The sequence below is a fragment of the Streptomyces sp. B15 genome, assembly GCF_018070605.1.
Classification (GTDB): domain Bacteria; phylum Actinomycetota; class Actinomycetes; order Streptomycetales; family Streptomycetaceae; genus Streptomyces; species Streptomyces smyrnaeus.
The window spans coordinates 12,516-33,142 of sequence record NZ_JAGPXJ010000085.1 but is presented as its reverse complement, the minus strand read 5'-3'; the positions used below and the strand labels follow the sequence as shown (position 1 = coordinate 33,142).

General features: G+C 71.4%; 16 protein-coding genes. 11 read left to right on the top strand and 5 right to left on the bottom strand.

The window, feature by feature from the left end; translation table 11 throughout:
• Positions 1-277: 277 nt before the first annotated feature.
• From KBY19_RS28825 to KBY19_RS28815, 3 genes are all read right to left on the bottom strand, one after another.
• Positions 278-739, bottom strand: coding sequence for a sigma-70 family RNA polymerase sigma factor (locus tag KBY19_RS28825; protein WP_307843651.1), 462 nt, complete (start codon positions 737-739; stop codon positions 278-280).
• Positions 740-1,192: 453 nt separating this feature from the next.
• Entirely contained in the window at positions 1,193-2,149 is a 957-nt protein-coding gene (locus KBY19_RS28820) for a hypothetical protein (RefSeq protein ID WP_210967014.1), read from the bottom strand.
• Between the two features lie 52 nt (positions 2,150-2,201).
• Positions 2,202-2,981, bottom strand: coding sequence for a transglycosylase SLT domain-containing protein (locus KBY19_RS28815; RefSeq protein WP_099885181.1), 780 nt, complete (start codon positions 2,979-2,981; stop codon positions 2,202-2,204).
• Between the two features lie 623 nt (positions 2,982-3,604).
• On the opposite strand from KBY19_RS28815, the gene KBY19_RS28810 reads away from it, so the two are divergent.
• The 8 genes from KBY19_RS28810 to KBY19_RS28775 all read left to right on the top strand — a co-directional run bounded on the left by KBY19_RS28810 (position 3,605) and on the right by KBY19_RS28775 (position 12,493).
• Positions 3,605-4,153: a DUF6668 family protein gene (locus KBY19_RS28810; protein ID WP_210967013.1), complete on the top strand. Its 549-nt coding sequence runs from the start codon at positions 3,605-3,607 to the stop codon at positions 4,151-4,153.
• Between the two features lie 5 nt (positions 4,154-4,158).
• On the top strand, positions 4,159-4,434 hold the full coding sequence (locus KBY19_RS28805) for a hypothetical protein (protein ID WP_221506069.1): 276 nt from the start codon (positions 4,159-4,161) through the stop codon (positions 4,432-4,434).
• A gap of 76 nt (positions 4,435-4,510) precedes the next feature.
• Entirely contained in the window at positions 4,511-4,783 is a 273-nt protein-coding gene (locus KBY19_RS28800; protein ID WP_099885178.1) for a hypothetical protein, read from the top strand.
• A 43-nt stretch (positions 4,784-4,826) separates the two neighbouring features.
• A complete protein-coding gene (locus KBY19_RS28795; RefSeq protein WP_099885177.1) occupies positions 4,827-5,699 on the top strand; it encodes a hypothetical protein in 873 nt (290 codons plus the stop codon).
• Complete coding sequence (locus KBY19_RS28790) at positions 5,699-7,051, top strand: hypothetical protein (RefSeq protein WP_247691521.1); 1,353 nt, start codon at positions 5,699-5,701, stop codon at positions 7,049-7,051. Before KBY19_RS28795 ends, KBY19_RS28790 begins: the two co-directional genes overlap by 1 nt.
• Before the next feature lie 212 nt (positions 7,052-7,263).
• Entirely contained in the window at positions 7,264-8,760 is a 1,497-nt protein-coding gene (locus KBY19_RS28785; protein WP_099885175.1) for an SCO6880 family protein, read from the top strand.
• Between the two features lie 68 nt (positions 8,761-8,828).
• Positions 8,829-10,403 (top strand): ATP/GTP-binding protein, encoded by a 1,575-nt coding sequence (locus KBY19_RS28780; RefSeq protein WP_247691524.1) that lies wholly within the window; start codon positions 8,829-8,831, stop codon positions 10,401-10,403.
• On the top strand, positions 10,400-12,493 hold the full coding sequence (locus tag KBY19_RS28775; RefSeq protein ID WP_247691519.1) for a type IV secretory system conjugative DNA transfer family protein: 2,094 nt from the start codon (positions 10,400-10,402) through the stop codon (positions 12,491-12,493). The genes KBY19_RS28780 and KBY19_RS28775 overlap by 4 nt, the downstream gene beginning before the upstream one ends.
• 22 nt (positions 12,494-12,515) lie before the next feature.
• Here KBY19_RS28775 and KBY19_RS28770 read toward each other — a convergent pair whose 3' ends face one another.
• Positions 12,516-13,652 carry a DUF418 domain-containing protein gene (locus tag KBY19_RS28770; RefSeq protein ID WP_307843650.1) on the bottom strand — a complete coding sequence of 379 codons (1,137 nt, stop codon included), beginning with the start codon at positions 13,650-13,652 and terminating at the stop codon, positions 12,516-12,518.
• Between the two features lie 911 nt (positions 13,653-14,563).
• Here KBY19_RS28770 and KBY19_RS28765 point away from each other — a divergent pair.
• Positions 14,564-14,944: a hypothetical protein gene (locus KBY19_RS28765; RefSeq protein ID WP_210967010.1), complete on the top strand. Its 381-nt coding sequence runs from the start codon at positions 14,564-14,566 to the stop codon at positions 14,942-14,944.
• A 435-nt stretch (positions 14,945-15,379) separates the two neighbouring features.
• On the opposite strand, the gene KBY19_RS28760 is transcribed toward KBY19_RS28765, so the two are convergent.
• On the bottom strand, positions 15,380-16,288 hold the full coding sequence (locus tag KBY19_RS28760; protein WP_143674928.1) for a hypothetical protein: 909 nt from the start codon (positions 16,286-16,288) through the stop codon (positions 15,380-15,382).
• Between the two features lie 745 nt (positions 16,289-17,033).
• On the opposite strand from KBY19_RS28760, the gene KBY19_RS28755 reads away from it, so the two are divergent.
• Both KBY19_RS28755 and KBY19_RS28750 read left to right on the top strand, forming a co-directional pair.
• Positions 17,034-17,504, top strand: coding sequence for a DUF4913 domain-containing protein (locus KBY19_RS28755; RefSeq protein WP_099885170.1), 471 nt, complete (start codon positions 17,034-17,036; stop codon positions 17,502-17,504).
• Between the two features lie 153 nt (positions 17,505-17,657).
• A complete protein-coding gene (locus KBY19_RS28750; RefSeq protein ID WP_210967009.1) occupies positions 17,658-20,621 on the top strand; it encodes an AfsR/SARP family transcriptional regulator in 2,964 nt (987 codons plus the stop codon).
• Positions 20,622-20,627 lie beyond the last annotated feature (6 nt).

Genomic DNA, 20,627 nt, shown 5'->3' with positions numbered 1-20,627 from the left:
AGACGCACAAGCTGCCCACCTGGGTGGACCACGGGCGCCTGGACGTCACCGCCCTCGCGCCGAATGTCCCCGTCGGCTGACCGCGGTCCGTCAGCAGGACGGGCCTCGCGCACCCGGTGCCCCTGTCGGCTGCTCGCCGACAGGGGCACCGGCGTCAGGGGCACCGGCGTCAGGGCCGTCGACGCCTCCCTTCGCCCTCCTTCCGAGGGCCGGGCCGTACGGCACCGGTTCCGGGGTCCGGTGCCGTACTGAGCACCCGGGGCGGGCTGCGGGTCGGCTACTTCGCCGCGATCACCGGCTTCTCCTCGACGACCTCGGTCACCCCCAAGGCCAGCCGCAGCTTGCGCACCGCGTGGTACAGCCGGGACTTCACCGTGCCCGGCGGAATGCCGAGGAGGAGCGAGACCTCACGTGTCGACCTGCCGGTGTAGTACGTCTCGTACAGCACCTCCCGATGTGCGGGCGACAGCGTTTGGAACGCCTTTCCCAGCACCAGGGAGGAGAGCACCCGGTCGACATCGTCGTTGTCGGCCAGCACGTCCTCCAGCCAGGCGGTGCCGTCGACTTCCTTGGGGCGTGCCCTGCGCAGCCGGTAGTCGTCGATGACGAGGTTGCGCGCCACCTTGAACAGCCATGGTCGCAAGTCCTGCCCCCCACTGGCCAATTGCTGATTCCGCCAGCAGCGCAGCAACGTTTCCTGCACCACGTCCTCAGCTCTTTGCAGATCACCACCGAGCAGTTGGAGTACATATCCCTGTAAGGGCCGTGCGTGCTGTTCGTACAGCGAACGGGTCGCCCGTTCCTGGGCGCTGGCCGCTCCGACTGACCCCAAGACGGTCCAGCTCACGGTTGCCTCCCCCTCGATTCGCGCCGCCGACCACGGCGGCCTGGCCTCGGGACTCGCACAGCGGCCCCCTCACGAGGCAGAGAGTTTTCTGAGGGGAGATCCACGCGACGTTGATGACCGATTACCTCGAGGCGGCACGACATCGGGCCGCACAAAGGGCTTGAATCGGTCCTATCCCTGTAAACCAGTTTCTAATGCGCTTTACGAGGACTTAGATGCGCACCCAGCGGGGGAAGTTCACGCCCGAGCCGGACAACTTGTTGTGACTCACGTCACAACGACTGTCGATGTACTCCTTTCCGCACCGTCATCTCCCCGGCGTCAATCCGATGTTGATGCCGCAGGTCAGTGGCGTATATCGGCCTCGGCAACGGCACGAAGACGCTGCCGGACATGGCGCGGCAGCACCGTGTCGTCGGCCGCGGGGCCGGCCTCCGAGGCGAGCGCGGCCCACGTGGCGAGGAGCCCCCGGCCATGAGTGAGCACCGCCTGCGGATCCGTGAGCAACTGCCAGTTGCCGACGGCACGCTTGAGATAGCCGTACGCACGGGAGCTGCCCTGCCGATGGCAGACCCGCGCGAGTTCGAGGTAGATCCCCGCGGCCTTCGCGTAGTTGCCGCCCAGGCGTGCGACGAACGCCTCCAGGTCGCGCGCCTCCAGGGTGTAGGGGTGCTCCTCGCCGTAGCTGCGCACGGCGTGTTCACGCAGCCGGAAGGCCAGCACCATGGCGCGCTGCGGCTCGCCCCCGCCCGCCGCCCGGTTGATGTGCGCCACGGCTTCCGCCAGTTCGCCGGGGACCGGGGCGGACTGCGGCTCCTCGGACACGGACTGCGGTCCCTCGGGCTCGGTCTCGGGCTCGGGCGGCCGTCCCTCCGGCCCGGGCTCGGGGCCTGGGCCTGGCTCGGGCTCGGGCTCGGTGTCGTCTCCGGGGTGCGGGGCGGCACCGGCAGGCTGCCCGTCGTCGGCCGGTGGTACGTCGTCGCCCGCGGGGACGAGCAACCGGCTGGAACCGTCGGGAGCGACCTGGATGAAGGTCGCGCTGCCGTTCTCCCGCAGATCGAGGACCGTCGCCTCGACGGGCTCGTCCCGCTCCTGTGCGGCGCGATGCAGCACGTCGAGCACCGCGATGTGGACCTCCTCCCCGTCCTCCGTCGGCATGCGCTCGCCGTTGAGCGCCACGGAGCCGTCGCGGGCGATGAGCACCTCGAACCGGGAAGGCGGCGGCGAAGCAGGCTGCGGCGTCCCGCCGTCTGCCGATACCGCCTGTTTCTCCGTCACTTCTGCGGGTTCCGTGTGGAGCATGTGGCGCTCCCTCTCCACTCTCGTCGGGGTCGGGCCGTGTCGTGGTCCGGGGTCAGGACTCGGACGTGGGCGGGGTCGGGAACTCGGACGGTGATACGGCACCGCCGATCCCCTCGAACCGCGGGAAGAGCGACCGAACGGTGATCACATAGCTCTGCGCCGCGCCGCCCTCGGGAAGGCCCTTGGCGTCCTGTACGGCCTTCAGCCCCACGTCGTAGGCGGCGAGGGTGAGGTCGAGAACGCTCTGCCCCTCCGGGGCCTGACCACTGTCGACGAGCGGCTTGACCTTCTCGGCCAACGAACACATGTAGCGGCCCTGAGCCATGATCGAGTCCTTGGGATCGGTCGCCGAGGTCTCGTCGTTGTCGTCCTCGTCCTCGCCGAACTCCTCGAACTTGTCCGGCGGCAGCTGCGAGATGCCCTTCTCCCCGTTGGGACCGAGCATGTCCTCGTTGAACGAGGACTCGTGCTCGATCTGCGCCGCGATGACGACCGGTCCGATGGCGTCGCAGATGCCTCCGGCGTCCTCGATGGTGTCCGCCAGATCTGAGGGCACCGTCTTCGGGTTCAGCTCGCCCTTCCCGTCGCCCTGGACCGACTCGGACACCGCGTCGGTGTCGATGTCCGAGGGCGAGACGTCGTCGCCCCCTCCTCCGCCGCCGAAGAACAGGATGAGGGCGATGATGGGCGCGAAGAGGACGCCGAGCCCGCCGAAGACGATCAGCAGCACGATCAGGCCGGCTGCCGCGGCCGGCAGCGTCATGCATCCGCACCCCGCTCCGGCCACGCCGATCATCGTCGCCTTGCTGGACATCCCCTCGTTCTCGCTCATGGGCCCACCACCCGTCTCCCCCTCCCTCTTCACCGAACGTCGCCGCATTGCCCAAGAACGGTGAACCACTTCCGCTGAAGTCCCGTTGTGGCTCTCCGACGGAGGGCACCGCGCTTGCAGATCGGAACGGGCACGGTGACGAATCGGTTCAATTCGTCTTCCCGCCCGGCCTCGGTCCGGAGGCAGGACAGCGGCAGCACAGGAATCCAGGAGTCGTAGGAGAGGAGGCTGGACACGCGATGAGCGTCCCCCCACCGGCGTCAGCCGGCCAGGCACCCGCCGGCCCGCACATGTGGGTACGCGGACCGACGGCACCTCAACCGGCCGCGGAGACGCGGGATCCGGTCGGTCAGGAAGGATCGTCCACGGACCCGGCAGCCCCGGCGGCCCCGACGGTCGCGGCGACCGCAGCGCCGGACCCGGTCGCCGTCGCCGGTCCGACCGGACCGGTCACAGGCTTCCAGGACCGTGCCGTACCGGCTCCGGCTCCGGCTCCGGCTCCGGCTCCGGCTCCGGCTCCGGCTCCGGCTGCACCGAATACGCCGTCGCCGGGTCCGGGCGCGGTACGCAGGGCGCCGGCCGCGCCGACCGCACCGTCACCGGCCCCGCTCGAACACGGCGCCATGGCCGTCGATCCGGCGCCACCGACGGTGGCCGGCCCGGCCACCGTCGCACCCGCGAGCCGGTCGCCGCGCCCTCCGGCGCCCGGGGAGCCTGTCGTCCCCGACGGCGGTCCCGTGAGCTGGGTCGGTGCCCATGGCGGCGCCGGGACCAGCACGCTCGCCGAAATGGTGGGCGGACGCGACCTGGGACGCCGATGGCCCGATCCCTCCCAAGGGGAGCCCGGCCGGGTGCTCCTGGTGGCGCGGACCCACGGCTCAGGACTGCGCGCGGCATCCCGGGCGCTGGAAGCCCTGCACTCGGGAGAGCACCCGGCGGGGGTCGACCTGCTCGCCGTGGTCCTCGTCGCCGACGCACCCGGGCGGCTGCCCTTCCACCTCGCGCAGCGCGTCCGCGTACTGCGCTCGGTCGCGGACGTCCACCGGGTGCCCTGGGTTCCGGGGTGGCGGGGGGAGAAGCGGACCGGGCCCGTACCGAGAACCATCCGCACGCTGGCCGAGCTGGCCGGGACCCAGCTCGCCCATTCCAAGAAGCGGGAGAAGAAACGGTGACCGCCATGAGCCAGATGCCCCAACTGCTGGCCGAAGAACTCGCCCCGTACAAACCGGGGGGCGATGCGACTCAGATCCTCAGCTGGCTGGCCTGGGCGGCGTCGGGGGCAGGCGTGCTCGGACTCATCATCGTCGGCACCCAGATGTCCCTTCAGCTGCGGCGCGGAGAAATGGGCGAGGGCGCCACGCATTTCCGAGGGTTCTTCATCGTGCTGGTCGCCTCGGTCATCGCCACAACGGCCGCACCGCTCGTGCAGTGGTTCGGCCCTCTCACTCCCTGAAACACAGCCGGATTCCTCGGCTCGGCAATTGCGCCATGTCCTCGTATCAGTTGACACCACCTCACAGGAGACCCCGATGAAGACCACCTTGCTCAGCCTCTACCTGGCGGTACCGCAGCCCAAGCGCCAGGCCCCGGCCGGCCTCGGGCCGAAGATCGACAAGATGCTCGGCCTGGCCGCGTGGGCCGGTACCGCGGCAGGCGTGCTGGGAATCGTGATCACCGGCGCGATGATGGGCATTTCCCTGAAGCGCGGCGAGAGCTCCGAACACATGAGCCGGCTCGGCATGGTCCTGGGCGGCTGCTGCCTCGTGGCCTCCGCGGGGCCCTTCGCGAACTGGATCTTCTGAGGAAGCCGGCAACTCCGGGGCACCGAGGCGGGAATGAGTAGCAATGTTCTCACGCAAGCAGGACGACGAGGCGATTGATTCGCCTTTCTGGAAACAGCGCGGATGGGTGTTCTCAGCCGTTTTCCTGGCGACAGCGCTGGTCATCGCGGTCGTGTCCTACGTCACGAATTCCGGCGGAGCCCGGGACGACGGCGCCGACGCACCCCGGAAGGCCATGAAGGGGCCGCTCACCTCGCACCGTTCGCAGCAGGACGGGCGGGCGGCGGACGAGCGGCCCAAGGGCTGCCACACCGAGGACAAGGACACCGCGAGCACGAAAAAGGACACCGGGACCACCGAAGAGGGCACCGAGGAGCGGGCCGAAGAGGGCGACGACGTGCCGCAGCGGGCGGAGAGCGGGGCGGACCCGACCCGCCCGACCTCCCCGCCCAAGGACGTCGCCTGGAAGAGGCTGGACCGCACCAGTGTGCCCACCTCGCCGTCGGCCGGACCGACACGGTTCAACGGGCCGGTGTGGTGGTGCTACGCCCGCACCCCCATGGGCGCCGTCATGGCGGCACACGGCATTCTCTCGCACATGAGCAGCGCCGACTGGCGCACTGTCGCAGAGCAGCAACTGGTTGCCGGAGACGGCAAGAAGCAGTTCATCTCCCAGCGCGCCACGGTCCCCCAGACTGAGGTGGAGAACCAGGAGCCCGGCGTGTACTCCGGGTTCTCGGTGCCCTCGTACTCGAAGAAGGCCGCCGAGGTGCGGCTGCTGATCAAGAGCGCGAGCGGGAGTCTGAGCGCGACGACGGTCTCGATGCGGTGGGACGGCGGCGACTGGAAGGTCGAGCCGCGGCCGAACGGCTCCCTCTTCTCCTCCGCGACCTCCGCGATGAGCAACGGCGGATACGTCAAGTGGGGGGCTGCCTGATGGCGGCGTGCGGGAGCACGGGAAATCCGATCCTGGACATCGCGAAGGGATTCTTCGACTTCCTGGGCGATCCCATCGGCACCATCATCAAGGGCATCGCGAACGCCATCATGACCGGGGCGCTGTCCGCGTTCACCGCGGTGACCGAGGCGATCCCCACCTTCTCCACCACGGCGTCCAGTCCGGTGCACAACCAGGTGAAGTACATCGTCGTCTACCTCGCCATCGGCTCGCTGCTCTTCGCCTGCGTCCGGATGGCCTCGGAACGCCGGGTCGACGCCGGGCAGACCGCGCTGCGGGGCATGGTGCGGTTGATCGTGGTGGCCGGCGGGGGGACGACCATCATGGCCGCCGCCGCCGGAGTCGGTGACAGCTACGCCGACTACCTGTTCAAAGGCGCCGTGAACGCGCAGATCAACAACATGGGATGCGGTTCCTCGGACGACGTACCGTCGTTCCTCTATCTGATCCTGGCGTTCCTGCTGCTCATCGCCGCAGTCATCCACGGGATCCTGCTCTATGTCCGGCTCGGCGTGATGATCGTACTGTTCGGCACGCTTCCGCTGGCCGCCGCGGCGTCCATGAGCGACTGGGGCGGCGGCTGGTGGCGCAAGCACATCGGCTGGATGGTCGCCTGGGTGCTCTACAAACCCACCGCGGGTCTCGTCATCTACGCGGGCACGGCCCTGACCACGGGCGAGTACGAAGGGGCGGAGACCGCGAACATCCATGTCAAGATCGCCGGCATCTGCGTGATGCTCCTGTCGGCCATCTCGCTGCCCGCGCTGCTGAAACTGGTGGTGCCCGCCACCGCGGCGCTCGGTGGCAGCGGTGCCTACTCCGGCGCCGTCACCGGCGCCGCCGGCGGGATCGCCTCCGGCGCCAAGTCGGTCGCCGGCGCGGCGGCGTCGGGCGGGGGCGGCAAATCGGGTTCCGGCGGTAAGTCCGGGGCCTCCGGAGCCACCGGGCCCTCGGGCGGCGGCGGCCAGTCCGGGCCCGGCGGTCTCGCGGCAGCGGCCACCGGCAGCCGGTCGGGCGGCGGCTCCGGAGGCGGCGGCAGGGGCGGAGGAGGCCCGTCAGGTGGCGGCTCGGGCGGCGGCGGTGGCCCGTCCGGCGGTGGCTCGGGCGGTGGCTCGGGCGGCGGTGGGGGCGGCAGGGGCGGAGGAGGCCCCAGCGGCGCCGCACGCGGTGCCGGCGCCGCCGCCGGGCCGGTCGGTGCCGCCTTGGCAGCGGCGTCCGCCGCCAAGGACGTCGCCAAGGGCGCCGGGAAACTCGTCAGCGGCGCGGTGGACGACGCGGACGGAGACCTCGGCCACAACGGGCCGAGCGGCAACCACGACCGCAACCAGTGAGCGGCCGTCCGGGGCCGGGTGGGCGCTCCGCCCGGCCCCGGACACCGCCACACCCCGGCCTCGCCGGCGCCCCGACCGTGCGCTTCGCCTGCACCTCGCATGCACCTCGCGTACGCCTCCCTGCCCCTCACCGCGCACCCCCACCGAAAGCCCCTCCCAGCACCAGGACTTCACCCCCTCCCCCTCGTGGGACACGGAAGGAAGCCATACCCATGTCAACCCATGCCGCATCGTCGAGTCCCACGTACGGGAACTGGCGCCGACCGAGGCGGCCAGGTCTCGGGCCCTTCGGCATGATCGGTACCGCGGGCGTCTTCGGCGGACTCGTCGTCACGCTGCTGGCCTCGCTGTTCTCACTGGCCGCCGCCATGGTCATCCTCGTCCCGACGGCGATTCTCATCGCGCCGCTGATGATGCGCACCCAGGACGGGCGCAACATGTACCAGCTGATCGCCGTACGCATCGGCTGGATGCGCCGCAAGTCCAAGGGGGCGACCACCTACGTCTCCGGTCCGCTGTCCCGACGGCAGGCAGGGCGGTTCCAGCCGCCGGGCCTGCTGGGACGGATGCAGATGCACGAGGGCAGGGACGCCTACGACCGGGACTTCGGCGTGCTGTTCCACCGCAGCCGGAACCTGTACACCATCGTGCTGTGCTGCGAACCGGACGGCGGTTCCCTGGTCGACCCCGACCAGGTGGACAACTGGGTCGCCTCATGGGGCGGTTGGCTGGCACGACTGGCGCACGAAACGGGGCTGCGCGGTGCCTCGGTCATCGTCGAGACGGCCCCCGACTCCGGTACCCGGCTCGCGAACGAAGTGCTGCCGCGCCTCTCCCCCGACGCCCCGGCCGCCGCGCGCGCCGTGATGGAGGAGGTGGTCGAGCAGTATCCGCAGGCCTCCTCCGAGATGCACACCTACATCACGCTCACCTACGGGCTGCCCGCCGGGCAGAAGCCCAAGCACCAGGAGCTGATCACCGACCTGGCCACCCGCATCCCGGGCCTGCTGTCCGGGCTCGTCGGAGCCGGGGGCGGCGTCGCCTACCCGCTGTCCGCCGAGCGGATCGCCGAGGTCGTACGGGTCGCCTACGACCCCGCGGTCGCCGGTGAAGTCCTCGACATCCGCACCCAGTACGGCGGCACCGGCCTGGAGTGGGACGACGCGGGCCCCGCGGCCTGTGTCGAAGATGTCGCCTCCTACCAGCACGACTCCGGCGTCTCCCGGACCTGGATGCTCACCCTCGCGCCCCGCGGCACGGTGCGGGCCAACGTGCTGCGCGGCCTGCTGGAAGCCTCGCCCGGCACCCGCCGCAAGCGGGTGGCGCTGCTGTACCGGCCCATCGACCCGGCGACCTCGGCCCGCATCGTGGAGGCCGACCGGCGTGCCGCCCAGTTCATGGCCACCTCCGGGCGGGGCATGGTCCAGGCACGGGCCGCCACGGAAGTCCGCGCGGCCGAACAGACCGCGCAGGAGGAGGCGACCGGCGCCGGCCTGGTGGAGTTCTCGCTGATGCTCACCGTCACCGTCGACTCGGTGGAAGAGCTCGCCGACGCCAGCGCCACCATGCGCAACCTGCAGGGGGCGGCGCGGCTGTCGATGCGCCCGGCCGACCGGATGCAGGCGGCGGCCTTCAGCTGCACCCTCCCGGTCGGAATCCTCCCGTGGGAGCTGACGTTGATTCCGCGCGATCTGCGGGAGGCGCTGTGAGCCCGCGCGACGGCAAGAGCGACGCCAAGCAGCAGCAGAGAAGGAAGAAGGCACCGCGCAGGGAGCCGATGGCGCCCTCCCGCGGCTGGCCGGGACCCGGGGGTGGGCAGGTCGGCGGCATGGATCCGCCCACCATGTGGCGGGCGACGACCGTGCAGGCGTGCGGGCTGTGGCCGTTCGCCGCGGGCTCGGGAGCGCCGATGTCGGGCGTCCCGCTGGGCCAGCATCTGCACACCGGTGCGACGGTGTGCGGCGATCCGCTCTCGTGGTTCACCCGGGCCCGCTACATCTCCAACCCGTCGCTGTTCATGCTCGGCATGCCGGGCCTGGGCAAGTCGACCCTGGTCAACCGGATGCTCATCGGGCTGGCCGCGACGGGTGTGGTGCCCCTCGTCCTGGGCGACCTCAAGCCCGACTACGCGGACACGGTACGGGCTCTGGGCGGTCAGGTGATCTCCATCGGACGCGGCATGGGCGGCATCAATCTGCTCGACCCGGGCGCCATGGGGGCCGCCGCAGCCAAGATCGGCGGCTCGGCGGGCCAGGCCCTGGAGGCGGAGGCGCACGGGCGGGTGCTGAACATGGTCGGCGCCCTGGTCACCATCGTCCGCAACCGCCCCGTGGACGACCACGAACAGGCCGTCCTCTCCGCAGTGCTGCACCATCTGCGCGAGCGGACGCCCCCGGGCCGGTCGCCGGTGCTGCCCGATGTGCTGAAGGTGCTCAGCGAAGGGCCGGACCGGGTCCGGGCGGTCACACTGGACCGGGGGGACGAGGCCCGGTACCGGGATGCCGTCGACCCCTTGCACCGCTCGCTGCTGGGCATCCTGGACGGACCGCTGGGTGACACCTTCGCCTCGGAGACCTCGACCCGTATCGACCTCAACACCCCGGCGGTGTGCATCGACATCTCCCGGATCGGCGAGTCGGACACCCAGCTGACGGCGGCGGCGATGCTGGCGGCGTGGTCCGACGGGCTCGGCTCGGTCGCCGCCTCCCACGCGCTGGCCGACGCGGGCCTGACGCCCCGGCGCTGGTTCTTCACCGTGCTCGACGAGCTGTGGCGGCCGTTGCGCGCCGCCTCCGGCATCGTCGACCGCATCGACGCCCTCACCCGCCTCAACCGCACACTCGGCCTCGGCGACGCCAAGATCACTCACACCCTCAAGGACGCGGAGTCGCTCGGCTCCGAGGCCGACAAGGCCAAGGCGCGCGGCTTCGTCGAACGCGCGGGCATGGTCGTCTGCGCCGGGCTCCCGAGGGCGGAGATGGAGGAGCTGGGCAAGATCGTCGGCCTGTCCCAGCGGGAGATCGAACTGGTCTCCTCCTGGTCGTCGCCGCCGGGCTGGGCGATGACCGGCGAGCGTGAGGAACCGCCGGGCCGGGGCCGCTTCCTGGTCAAAGTCGGCGGTCGGCCCGGCCTCCCGATCAGGGTCAGCATCACCGACACCGAGCGCCATCTGCACGACACCAACACCCGCTGGGCGCAGAACGCGCAACCGGACCCGCAAGGGGCCGGCCCGGACGTCGGAACCGGTACCGGGCCGGACGTCGGAACCGGTACCGGCCCGGACGTCGGAACCGGTACCGGGCCGGACGTCGGGACCGGTGCCGGGCCGGCCCAGGACAGGAGGATCGCATGAGCCCGAGCGCGGCAGGGGGGATGCACGGCCGCGACCTGTGGCCCTGGGCCATCGTGGGAGTGACGGGCCTGGCCCTGACGACATCCGCGGGCATCTGGCTCGGCGGAACGCTGGGAGCCGCGCTGAACGGCGCGGGCTGGCAGCCGCCACCGTTCTCCCTCACACTGCTCGCCACGCTGTTCACCGAAGGCTCCGGCGCACTGTGGCCGCAGGCGTCGCCCATCGCCGTGTACTGCGGCATCGTGCTCGTCTTCGCAGCGGCCACGGCCGCGATCGTCCTCCCGGTGTGGAAGCTGGTGTCCCGCTCACGTTCCCGGACCAAAGGGCTGGCCGGGCGTCGGGAGCTGGCCTCCATGCTCCCCGCCGGCATCGAGAAGCGCGCCCGGGAGCTGCGGCCCTCGGTCAAGAACGAACCCGAACTGCACCCGGACCAGACCGGCAACCTGCTCGGCGACCTGGAGCCGGACGGAACCGAACTGCGTTCCTCCTTCGAGGACGTGGAGCTCGACCTGATGGCTCCGCGCGCCGGCAAGTCCACCGGCATCGCCGTCCCCCGGGTGCTGCGGGCCAACGGCGCCGTACTGCTGACCTCCAACAAGTCGGACGTCTACGCGGTCACCCGGGCCGAACGGCAGAAGGCCGGCCTGGTGTGGACGTTCGACCCGCAGGGCATCGCCCACACGCCCCGCGGCATGTGGTGGAACATGCTGGCCGACTGCCACACCATCGAGGGCGCCCGCCGGCTGGCCGGGCACTTCGTCGCCTCCGTCAACGACGACGCCTCCAAGAAGGACTTCTGGATCTCGGCTGCCCAGAACACGCTCACGGCGCTGTTCCTCGCCGCGGCGCGCGGCGGCGCCGCGGTCAACGATCTGCTCGGCTGGCTGGCCGACCCCGCCGACCGCACCCCGGTCGACCTGCTGCGCGACGCCGACATGATCGCCATGGCCGAACAGCTCCAGGGCACGGTACGGGGCGCGGTCGAGACCCGGGACGGCATCTACGAGACGGCACGGCAGTGCGTGGCCTGTCTGCTGGACCCGGAGATCGCCGCCTGGGTCCAGCCCGACCCCTGGCTGCCCGAGTTCCGCCCGCACGAGCACGTGCTGGGCCGCGACACCCTCTATCTGCTCTCCAAGGACGGCGGCGGCTCCGCGGCCGGGGTCATCGCCGGCCTCGCGGACGCCACCCTGCGCGCCGGGGTGATGGCCGCCGAAAGGATGGGCGGCCGGCTCGACCCCCCGATGACGGCCGTGCTGGACGAGGCGGCCAACGTCTGCCGCATCTCCGACCTTCCCGACCTCTACAGCCACCTCGGCTCCCGCGGCATCAACGTCGTCACCCTGCTCCAGAGCTACCGGCAGGGCGCCCGCGTGTGGGGCGAGGCCGGGATGGACGCGCTGTGGAGCGCGGCCACGATCAAACTCCTGGGCGCGGGGCTGGACGACGCCGACTTCGTGGACAAGGTCTCCAAACTCGTCGGCCAGCAGGATGTGAAGACGTCCTCCTACTCCAGCAGCAAGGACGGCGGCTCCCGTTCGGTCTCCTACCGTCTGGACCCGATCCTGCCCCCGGACAAGATCCGGGCACTCCCCAAGGGCACGGCCCTGCTCCTGGCCACCGGTATCCGCCCGGCGCTGATCCGGCTGCGCCCCTGGTTCAAGGAGCCGGGCGCGGCGGCCATCTCCGCCGCGGCCAAGGCCGAGACGGAGGCGATCACCCAGCGTGCGGCGCAGGCGTGGGCGGGACACGCGGTGGGCGCGGAAGCGCCCGCGGGGACGGGCGTCGGCGTCGAGCAGAGCGCCTATGCGCCGGACGACGGATACGCCCCGTATCCGGGGGACGCCGTGTACGCGGAGGACACCGGGTATCCAGGAGGCGCCACATTCCCGGGGAATCCTCCCCACCCCGGGAACCCTCCGTACCCGGAGAACCCTCCGTACCCGGGCGTGCCCACGTACCAGGAGACCATCGGGTACGCGGAGGCCGACGCCGGAGGTCCCGAGAGCAACGGGAGCGCGGACGGCTACGCGCCACCGTCCGGCCACGCCGACCACCGGCTCAAATGGACCCGCGAAGCGACGCCGTGACAGTCGGGGGCCGGGCAGCTGGTCAGTGCCCGCGCCCCCGGGTCGCGGTGTGCAGGACCCGTTCGACCGGCCCGTGCCGGAAGCGACGTACCAGCCGCGCGCTGAGCGCCAGTTGCGCGGCGTAGAGGACGAAGCACCCGGCCAGTACCGGCACCGGGCCGACACGGCCGTGGAGGGCGAGGCCGTAGCCGGTGAAGACCAGGGCCATCACCAGCGACTGCGTCAGATAGTTGGTGAGCGCCAGCCGGCCGGCGGCGGCGAGCACCTCGCCGGTCCGCCGGCCGAACCGCGTACGCAGCAACAGCAGCAGCCCGCAGCCGTAGGCCGCGGTCAGGGCCGGGGCGGTGAGCAGACCGACGGCCGTGCCGATGTCGTACCAGCGCTCGTCCAGCGGCCCGTTGTGGCACATCGCCGTGAAGACGCCTCCGGCCAGGCCGCTCGGCAGCCCGTATCCGACCAGCCTCCGGGCCCGGGTGCGGTAGCGGTCGAACTCCGCGAGCAGCTGCCGCTTCCCCGCGGCCAGCCCCACCAGGAAAGCCGCCAGAACGTGCGGCGCGTAGAGCACATCCCCGGCCAGCAGATCGTGCCACTGCCGGAGATTGGCATGGACGACGGACACGGGATCGCCGCGGTACGCCGCCACGGCGGTGACCGCCTCAGGGGCAGTGGCGCCGCTCGGCACGGTGGCGGCGAGGGCGAGCAGGCCCTTGCCGAGCAGCAGAGCACTGAGGGAGACGACGAGCCCCGCCGCCGCGCGAACCGCCGTGCGCGGCGCCAGACCACGCGCGGCGAACAGCACCAGGCCCAGCACCGCGTACGTCATCAGGATGTCGCCCGGAAACAGCAGCACGGCGTGCGCGAGCCCCAGGCACCACAGAGTGAGCAGCCGCCGCAGCTGCCGCCCCGCGAACCCGGCCTGCTCCCGCTCGGCCGAGCGCGCCTGGAGGGTGAAGCTGTACCCGAAGAGGAAGGCGAAGAGCAGATAGAACTTGCTGCTGACCAGCGCGGTGACGAGCCAGGCGGCAGCTCTCTCCCCCGCCGCCCCGTACGGCCCCTGACCCGCGTACGGGTCGGCCATCACCTGCACATTGACCAGCAGAATGCCGAGCAGCGCGAAACCGCGCAGCGCGTCCACATCGCGGATGCGCCGCGCTGTCACCTGTGTCGTTCTCGGATTCGTGAAAGGTGCCGCGCGCCCTCCACGACCGTTGTGCGGCATGAGCATCGACACCACCACGGCTCACGAGCCGGAAAGGTTCAACCGTGCTGCGCTGCCGGGGCGGTTCGACCTTGAACCGCCGCTGCTCGGATTCCCTAGGAGAAAGACGACTCTCAACGCGGAGCCCTTCCGGTCACGGCGGGGCTCCCTGTCAGCCTGGAGGAGATCCGGCATGGCAAAGGACTCGGACGACAAGAAGAAGAAAGAGAAGAAGGAGCGAGAACAACAGCCGGTGATGCCCGGCGGCTACCCCGCCTCGGTGTCGAGCTCGTCGACCAGGTCGTCCCGCAGGGACTCGGAGGCCACGACCAGTTCTCACCAAAGCGAGGCGTCCCGCCGCGGAACGTCCCGCAGGGAATCGGCGGCGACGACGGCTCGCACAGCAGCCCCAGCCACCGCTCGGGTGGCGAGCGCTCAAGCCGCCGCCGGGGGTCACCGAGCTCGGACGGCAGCGGCAGCAGCGGCACCGACATCCCCGCTCTGGACGAGGCCGTCGACCGACTGTCGGAGCTGCCCAGCACCCCGGGCACCACGTCGAGCGTCGGTTCCGCGGACGATCTGCCGGGGGTACTGCAGGACGCCCCGCAGGAGATGCCGTGGTATCACACGGCCACCCAGGCGTGGCACTACCTGCGGGGCTCCAACGCCTACACCCGGGACCGTGACCGGAACACGGGGGAGCCCGTCTGGCGGCAGGTGGACCCGAACCGGCTCGCGAGCCGAATCGGCAACTGGGCCAGGGACAACGCGACCACGATCGGGACGGACATCGCTGGGGCAGCCTTGCCGGCCAGGGGATCGGTATCCTCGGCAACCCCCCGAGTGCACCGCCGAACACGTGGGGCTCGAGGATGTACGGCCTCGGCGGCGTCACCGTGAACGCACTGGTGCCCGCCACGCAGTTGGCTGCGACGCCGAACAGGACGTACTTGCACTACGGCATGACCGCGCTGAACATGGCGGGGCAAACGGCCTACGGCATCGGCGCCTCCGGTCTGATCCAGGGCAACAGGTGGGCCTGGGCCGCCCAGGGCTTCGGCGCGCTGACGTCGGCCGGCGCGACCTGGGCGTACAACCACCTACCCCAGGGCCAGCAGTCGCGGGAGCAGGATCAGGGGAACGTCCTCCCCATGTACAACCTGCCGGCGGCGCAACGGGGCCAGACGTACCTGCCGCTACCCGCACAGTCGCCATGCCCTCTCACCCTGCCTACGGGCAGACCAGCACGCTGACCTACCGTCCGGCGCCGCCGAGGGCGAACACGACGACTGCAGCCGCCGTGAACGCCTACCAGCCGCAGCACAGGTCAGCTACCAGCCGAGTGGGCGAGGCCAGGCCAGCACCGGCGGCAACGGGTACCAGACGTCGGCGCAGACAGGTCGACTTCAAGGCGGGCTCCAGCGCCGGAGCTCACAAACCCCAGGTGGTGTCAGCTACAGCCAGCAGAACTACAACAACGTCACCTGCAGCAACTGGCAGAACCGGTATGGTAACCAGGCGATCCCCCTCGCCCGGAAGGGGGGCAGGCGGGGGCAGGTAACTCCCCGGCTCACCGCAGAGAGCTGACAGCCCTCCGGCGGTAGCCACGACACAGCTGTCCGGCGGTGCTCAGGCACCGCCGGACGGTTTCATGCCGCCGGGCCCGACGGATCGCCGACCGGCGGTGCTCACCTGCCCCGGGACGGCGCCCGCTTCGCGGTGTCGGTCTGCTGCACCGCGGGAGCGCGGTAGGACGGCTGCGACCGGCTCGTCGAGGAATCCTGTCCCCGTGCCTCGCTGCCGGAACGGTGATGTGCGAGCGACTGGTTGGCCACCGCGGAGCTGAATGCGGGCGACGCGGGCCGCGACACCGGGCTGGGAGCGAACACGGGGCTCGTGGGCGGACTGACCGGACTCACAGGTGGGCTGACCGGGCTCACGGGTCGACTGACCGGGCTCACCGGCGGCATCGCCGGGTTCGCGGGGGAAACCACGGGGCCGGCCGGCGGGGACGGCTGGTCCCCGGCGGGAGGGGTGCCCGGGCTTCGACCGGGTTCGGCGCCCGGTGTGTCCAGCGGAATCTTGGGTGGCACCTTCGGCGGCACGGGCGCCGTCGCCGTAGGCGAGGAGGAGTTTCCCTGAGCCGGAGCCGCCACGCGGGACATCGCCTGGGTGACGGCGTTCTCCGCGCGGGGGCCGGGTGCCTGTCCGGCGGCGTAGTCGGACAGTTGGGGCAGCCGCGGCGGTCCTGTCAGACGGGCACCGGGAACCGCGGCGGCGCGGTTGGAGGCGGCGGGCTCCGCCTTGGCCGAGCGCCCCTCGGTGTTGCCGGGCTTCGCCGACCGCCAGGGGGTGAGCCTGGACAGCCAGGACCGTTCGGGCTTCGGCGTCGCGGTGTTCTTCGCCTTGGCCTCGGCCGCCTCTTTGAGCGACGCCGCGAAGGGCACCAGGTTGCGGCGGGCCGCCTCCTTGTAGCGGGTCTTGTCGACGATCAGCTTTCGTACGGCGTCCTGGACCGCCGCCTGCTGTTCCGGTTGGTTACGGAGGCTCTCGTACTCGTCGCGGGCCGATGTGGGGCCCGCGGAGGGTTGCTTCATGAGCCGCCGACCGTCCGGCTGCTGCGCGGGCGGCACGAAGGCCCATTCCGGCCGCGGCGGTGCGAAGCCGGGCCCCTGCGGAGCGAAACCCGGTCCCTGCGGTACGAAGCCAGGTGCGGGAGGGCCGAACCCCGGGCCCTGCGGAGCGAAACCCGGTGCCGCAGCGGGCTGCTGGAAGCCCGACCCCTCAGCGGCCCAGGGCGGAGCGGCGCTCGCCAAGGGCTGGGGTTGCGGCGGCGGAGCCGCCCAGGGATCCGGGCCCTGGCCGGGCCAAGGCTGCTGGAAATCCTGGCCCGCGCCCGGTTCTTCCGTCGGTTGCCGCCCTTGTCGGTTGCGCAGCCGACGCAACAACTCGCGAAAGAACCCGAACAGCTCGTCCGCCACGTCGTCCGCGGCGCGACCGGTCGAGCCCGAGCCCCGCCCCCCGCGCTGCGGTGCCGGGCTCGAGGCGGGGTTGGCGCCCCGGGTGTTCCGCCGCGCGGCGGCCTTCAGCTCCTCGTCGAGCAACCGTCGCGCCAGTCGCCTCGGCCTGATGCGGCGTGGACCGGTCGGCTCAGGCATAGCAACGTCCTCCGTGTCGTCGACGACCGATGCTCATAGAAGACACGGACGCGTTGGGCGATCGGTTCACTCGCTTCGCTCAAGAGTCCGGGCCGGCCTGAGTGAACCGGACGCGACACGCGCACGTGGTGCTTTTGAAACGGTGCCGGAAGACCGGACGACCCGACCGCAGGAGCTCATCGTGATGTCCCGAACCAGCGACGCCCCCGACGGGGCCCAGAACGCCGACGAGCCGCCGGGCCGCGCGCAGGACAAGGGCGAAGACTCACCGGCGGCCGAGCCCAAGTTCATCCTCTACTCGGACGGATCGCAGTACCAGCAGGAGTTGTACCAGCTCGCCCAGTGGACACACCATGTCCTGCTCCCGGTCTACGGCCGGGAAGTCACCTCCACCGCCCCTTGGTGCTCACGGTGGTGGGAACACACCGAGGTGGTCGCCCAGCTCCACGGTCTGTGGCTGGCGTGGTCCCAACTGACCGGTCCCGACGCCGATCCGGCGGGCCCGGCATCGTGGCACCGCGACTTCCTGGGGCCGGTGATGGGTGTACTGCGGGACCCGAGGGGCCCGTTCGCCGGGTGCAAGCCCGGGAATCACCGCCCGAAGGAGGTCCCGCCGGTCGACCAGCTCGCCCCACCGCAGCCGCACGCGGCCTGAGACCTCCGACCTCTGCGGCAGCGATCAGCACCTGGCCGGTCCCTCTCGATCAGATCTCGGGTGTGTGACGTCGGGAAGTCCGGGCAGGAACCACTCGGTTAGAAATGCAAGGGGGTACTTCCGGATCGTTCACACCTCGGTAGAGTCGAACTTGTGAACGCGAGTCATACGAACTCCCTGCGCATCACCGTCTTAGGACCTGTCCGGGCCTGGCGCGGGGAGCAGGAACTGGCCCTCGGGTCACCACAGCAGCGAGCGGTGCTGACAGCGCTGCTGCTGCGACGCGGACGTCCGACGACCGTCGGCGAGCTCGTCGACGCGCTCTGGGGGGAGAGACCGCCGTCGGGAGCGGTCACCGTGCTGCGCACCTATGTCTCACGGCTGCGCAAGGTGTTGGAGCCGCGGCGGAAGGCGGGCGAGGCGCCCCAGGTGATCGTCTCGGCCGCCGACGGCTATCTCGTCCGCCTCCCCGAGGACTGCCTGGACCTGGGCGTGTTCGAACGACGCGTGGCCGAGGCCAAGAAGCTGCGTACCGGCGGCGACCTCGCGGCGGCAGCCGAGCTGCTGCACTCCGCGCTGGAGCTCTGGGACGGCAAGCCGCTGGCCGGTCTCCCCGGGCCGCTGGCCGAGGCCGAGCGGTACCGGCTCGACGAGCAGTGGCTGAGCGCGGTCGAGACCGGTACGGACGTCGATCTGGAGCTGGGGCGCCACGAGGAGGTGGCGGCCCAGCTGTCGTCGCTGACCTGTGAGCACCCACTGCGCGAGCGGCCGTGCGAACTGCTCATGCTGGCGCTGTACCGGTGCGGGCGTCAGGCCGAGGCGCTGGCGGCCTACCGCAAGCTGCGGGACGCACTGGTGGCGGAGCTGAGTGTCGAGCCCGGCCCCGCCCTGCTCGACCTGCACGCCCGCATACTGGCCGCCGATCCGACACTGCGTGCACCCGTACCGCCTCCGCAGGCCGCCTCCCCGGCTCCTTCGGTGTCCGCGCCGCCCTCCGCGGCAGCGGCCCGCCCGGCGCAGCTCCCCGCCGATCTGCCGGTCTTCACCGGGCGGGACAGCGAACTGGCGCAGACCAACGCTCTGCTGCCGGCCGAGGGGAAGCGTCCGACCGCCGTGGTCATCAGCGCGATCGGCGGCATGGCCGGTGTCGGCAAGACCACCTTGGCGGTGCACTGGGCGCATGAGATAGCCCATCGCTTCCCCGACGGCCAGCTGTACGTCAATCTGCGTGGCTTCGATCAGACCGGTTCGGCCATGCCTGCCGACGAGGCCGTTCACACCTTCCTGGACGCGCTCGGTGTGCCACCCAGCCAGATGCCGGGCCGTCCCGACACCCGTGCCGCGCTGTACCGCAGCCTGCTGGCCGACCGGCGAGTGCTGCTGTTGCTGGACAACGCCCGTGACACCGAACAGGTCCGCCCGCTGTTGCCCTCCGGTCCGGGCTGTCTGGCCATCATCACCAGCCGAAACCAGCTCACCGGCCTGATCGCCAGCGACGGGGCCCATCCGCTGACGCTGAACCCGCTGCCGCTCGCCGAGGCGCGGGACTTCTTGGCCCGCCGTATCGGGGCGGGGCGGATGGCCGCCGAGCCGACGGCGGCGGACGAGATCATCGCCCGCTGTGCCCGGCTGCCGCTGGCCCTGGCCATTGTCGCCGCGCGGGCCGCGACACACCCCAGCTTCCCGCTGCATGCCGTCGCCGACGAGCTGCGCGCCAGCCACGGCAGCCTGGACGCCTTCACGGGCGGCGACATCAGCACGGATGTGCGGGCGGTGTTCTCCTGGTCGTACCACGCCCTGTCGGCATCGGCCGCCAGGCTGTTCCAGCTGCTGGCCGCGCACCCGGGCCCGGACATCGCGGCGCCCGCAGCCGCCGCGCTGGCGGGTCTCCCGCTGCGCGAGACGCGCGGCCTGCTCGGTGAACTCACCCACGCCCACCTGCTGACCGAGCATTTCCCCGGCCGCTACACCTTCCACGATCTGCTCCGGATCTACGCCGCCGAACGCGTCGGCTGCGAGGAGGCCGCAACCGACCGGGGCCAGGCCTTCGAACGGGTCCTCACCTGGTATCTGCACACTGCCGACGCCGCGTCCCGGTTCATCACCCCCGAACGCCCCCGGGCGCCCCTCCTGCCGCTGCCGTCCGACTGCCGGCCCTTGACCTTCACCACCTACGACGAGGCGCTGGAGTGGTGCTCGACCGAACGCGCCAACCTCGTCGCGGCGATCAACCAGGCGGCGGCCACGGACGGCATGTCCGCACTCGCATGGCGGCTGACCGCCGCCCTGTGGGGGTTCTTCTACCTGCGCAGCCACCGGAACGACTGGCTCGCCTCCAACCGCGTCAGCCTGGCGGCCGCCCGGAGCGCCGGGGACCGGCGGGGCGAAGCCGAGTGCCTGACCGGCCTGGCCAACGCCCTGTCGGTCAACGGCAGCCTGGGCGAGGCCATCGACCACTACCAGCAGGCGCTGCCGGTCTTCCGGGAGTTGGGCGACGAGAAGGGCGCGTCGAGGATCATCGGCAACCTCGGTGACGTACATCTGAGAGCCGGCCGGATCGAGGAGGCGATCGAGTACCTGGAGGAGACGCTGGAGACCGACCGCGCCATCGGCCACGGCTGGGGCGTGGGGATCTGCCTGAACAACCTGGGTGAGGCGTACTTGCGTCTCGGTCGGCTGGATGAGGCCCGCGCCTATCTGGAGGAGGCCCTTGAGGTGCTGCGGGCCACCGACAACCGCTGGGTCGAAGGCATCACACTGGACTTCCTCGGCACGGTGTACCACCGGCTCCGGCGCCACGACGACGCGGTGCAGCAGTACCACCTCGCGCTGCAGGCGCATCGGGAGGTCGGCAACCGCTGGGCCGAGGCACACAGCATCAGCCATCTCGCCGAGACCCGGCTGGCCGTGGGCGAGCGGGACGCCGCCCGCACGGGCTGGGGGCAGGCGCTGCAACTGCTGGAGGAGTTCAACCACCCCGACGCCGAAGAGATCCGCGACAAGCTGCGCGGCCTCGACGACGCAGTGCCCGGCGCCCCACCGGACGAGCCGTCCAGCGCTGCGGGCGCCTCCACCGCCTCCCCGCGCGACCCCGGTGGGCGCGCCGGGAGGCGGTGACCCGGC

What these genes read in the sequence shown, in the direction of transcription:
- KBY19_RS28820 (WP_210967014.1), bottom strand. Translation starts at nt 2,149, where the DNA reads ATGCTCCACACGGAACCCGCAGAAGTGACGGAGAAACAGGCGGTATCG.
- KBY19_RS28815 (WP_099885181.1), bottom strand. Translation starts at nt 2,981, where the DNA reads ATGAGCGAGAACGAGGGGATGTCCAGCAAGGCGACGATGATCGGCGTG.
- KBY19_RS28810 (WP_210967013.1), top strand. Translation starts at nt 3,605, where the DNA reads ATGGCCGTCGATCCGGCGCCACCGACGGTGGCCGGCCCGGCCACCGTC.
- KBY19_RS28805 (WP_221506069.1), top strand. Translation starts at nt 4,159, where the DNA reads ATGAGCCAGATGCCCCAACTGCTGGCCGAAGAACTCGCCCCGTACAAA.
- KBY19_RS28800 (WP_099885178.1), top strand. Translation starts at nt 4,511, where the DNA reads ATGAAGACCACCTTGCTCAGCCTCTACCTGGCGGTACCGCAGCCCAAG.
- KBY19_RS28795 (WP_099885177.1), top strand. Translation starts at nt 4,827, where the DNA reads ATGTTCTCACGCAAGCAGGACGACGAGGCGATTGATTCGCCTTTCTGG.
- KBY19_RS28790 (WP_247691521.1), top strand. Translation starts at nt 5,699, where the DNA reads ATGGCGGCGTGCGGGAGCACGGGAAATCCGATCCTGGACATCGCGAAG.
- KBY19_RS28785 (WP_099885175.1), top strand. Translation starts at nt 7,264, where the DNA reads ATGTCAACCCATGCCGCATCGTCGAGTCCCACGTACGGGAACTGGCGC.
- KBY19_RS28780 (WP_247691524.1), top strand. Translation starts at nt 8,829, where the DNA reads ATGGCGCCCTCCCGCGGCTGGCCGGGACCCGGGGGTGGGCAGGTCGGC.
- KBY19_RS28775 (WP_247691519.1), top strand. Translation starts at nt 10,400, where the DNA reads ATGAGCCCGAGCGCGGCAGGGGGGATGCACGGCCGCGACCTGTGGCCC.
- KBY19_RS28765 (WP_210967010.1), top strand. Translation starts at nt 14,564, where the DNA reads ATGTACGGCCTCGGCGGCGTCACCGTGAACGCACTGGTGCCCGCCACG.
- KBY19_RS28760 (WP_143674928.1), bottom strand. Translation starts at nt 16,288, where the DNA reads ATGAAGCAACCCTCCGCGGGCCCCACATCGGCCCGCGACGAGTACGAG.
- KBY19_RS28755 (WP_099885170.1), top strand. Translation starts at nt 17,034, where the DNA reads ATGTCCCGAACCAGCGACGCCCCCGACGGGGCCCAGAACGCCGACGAG.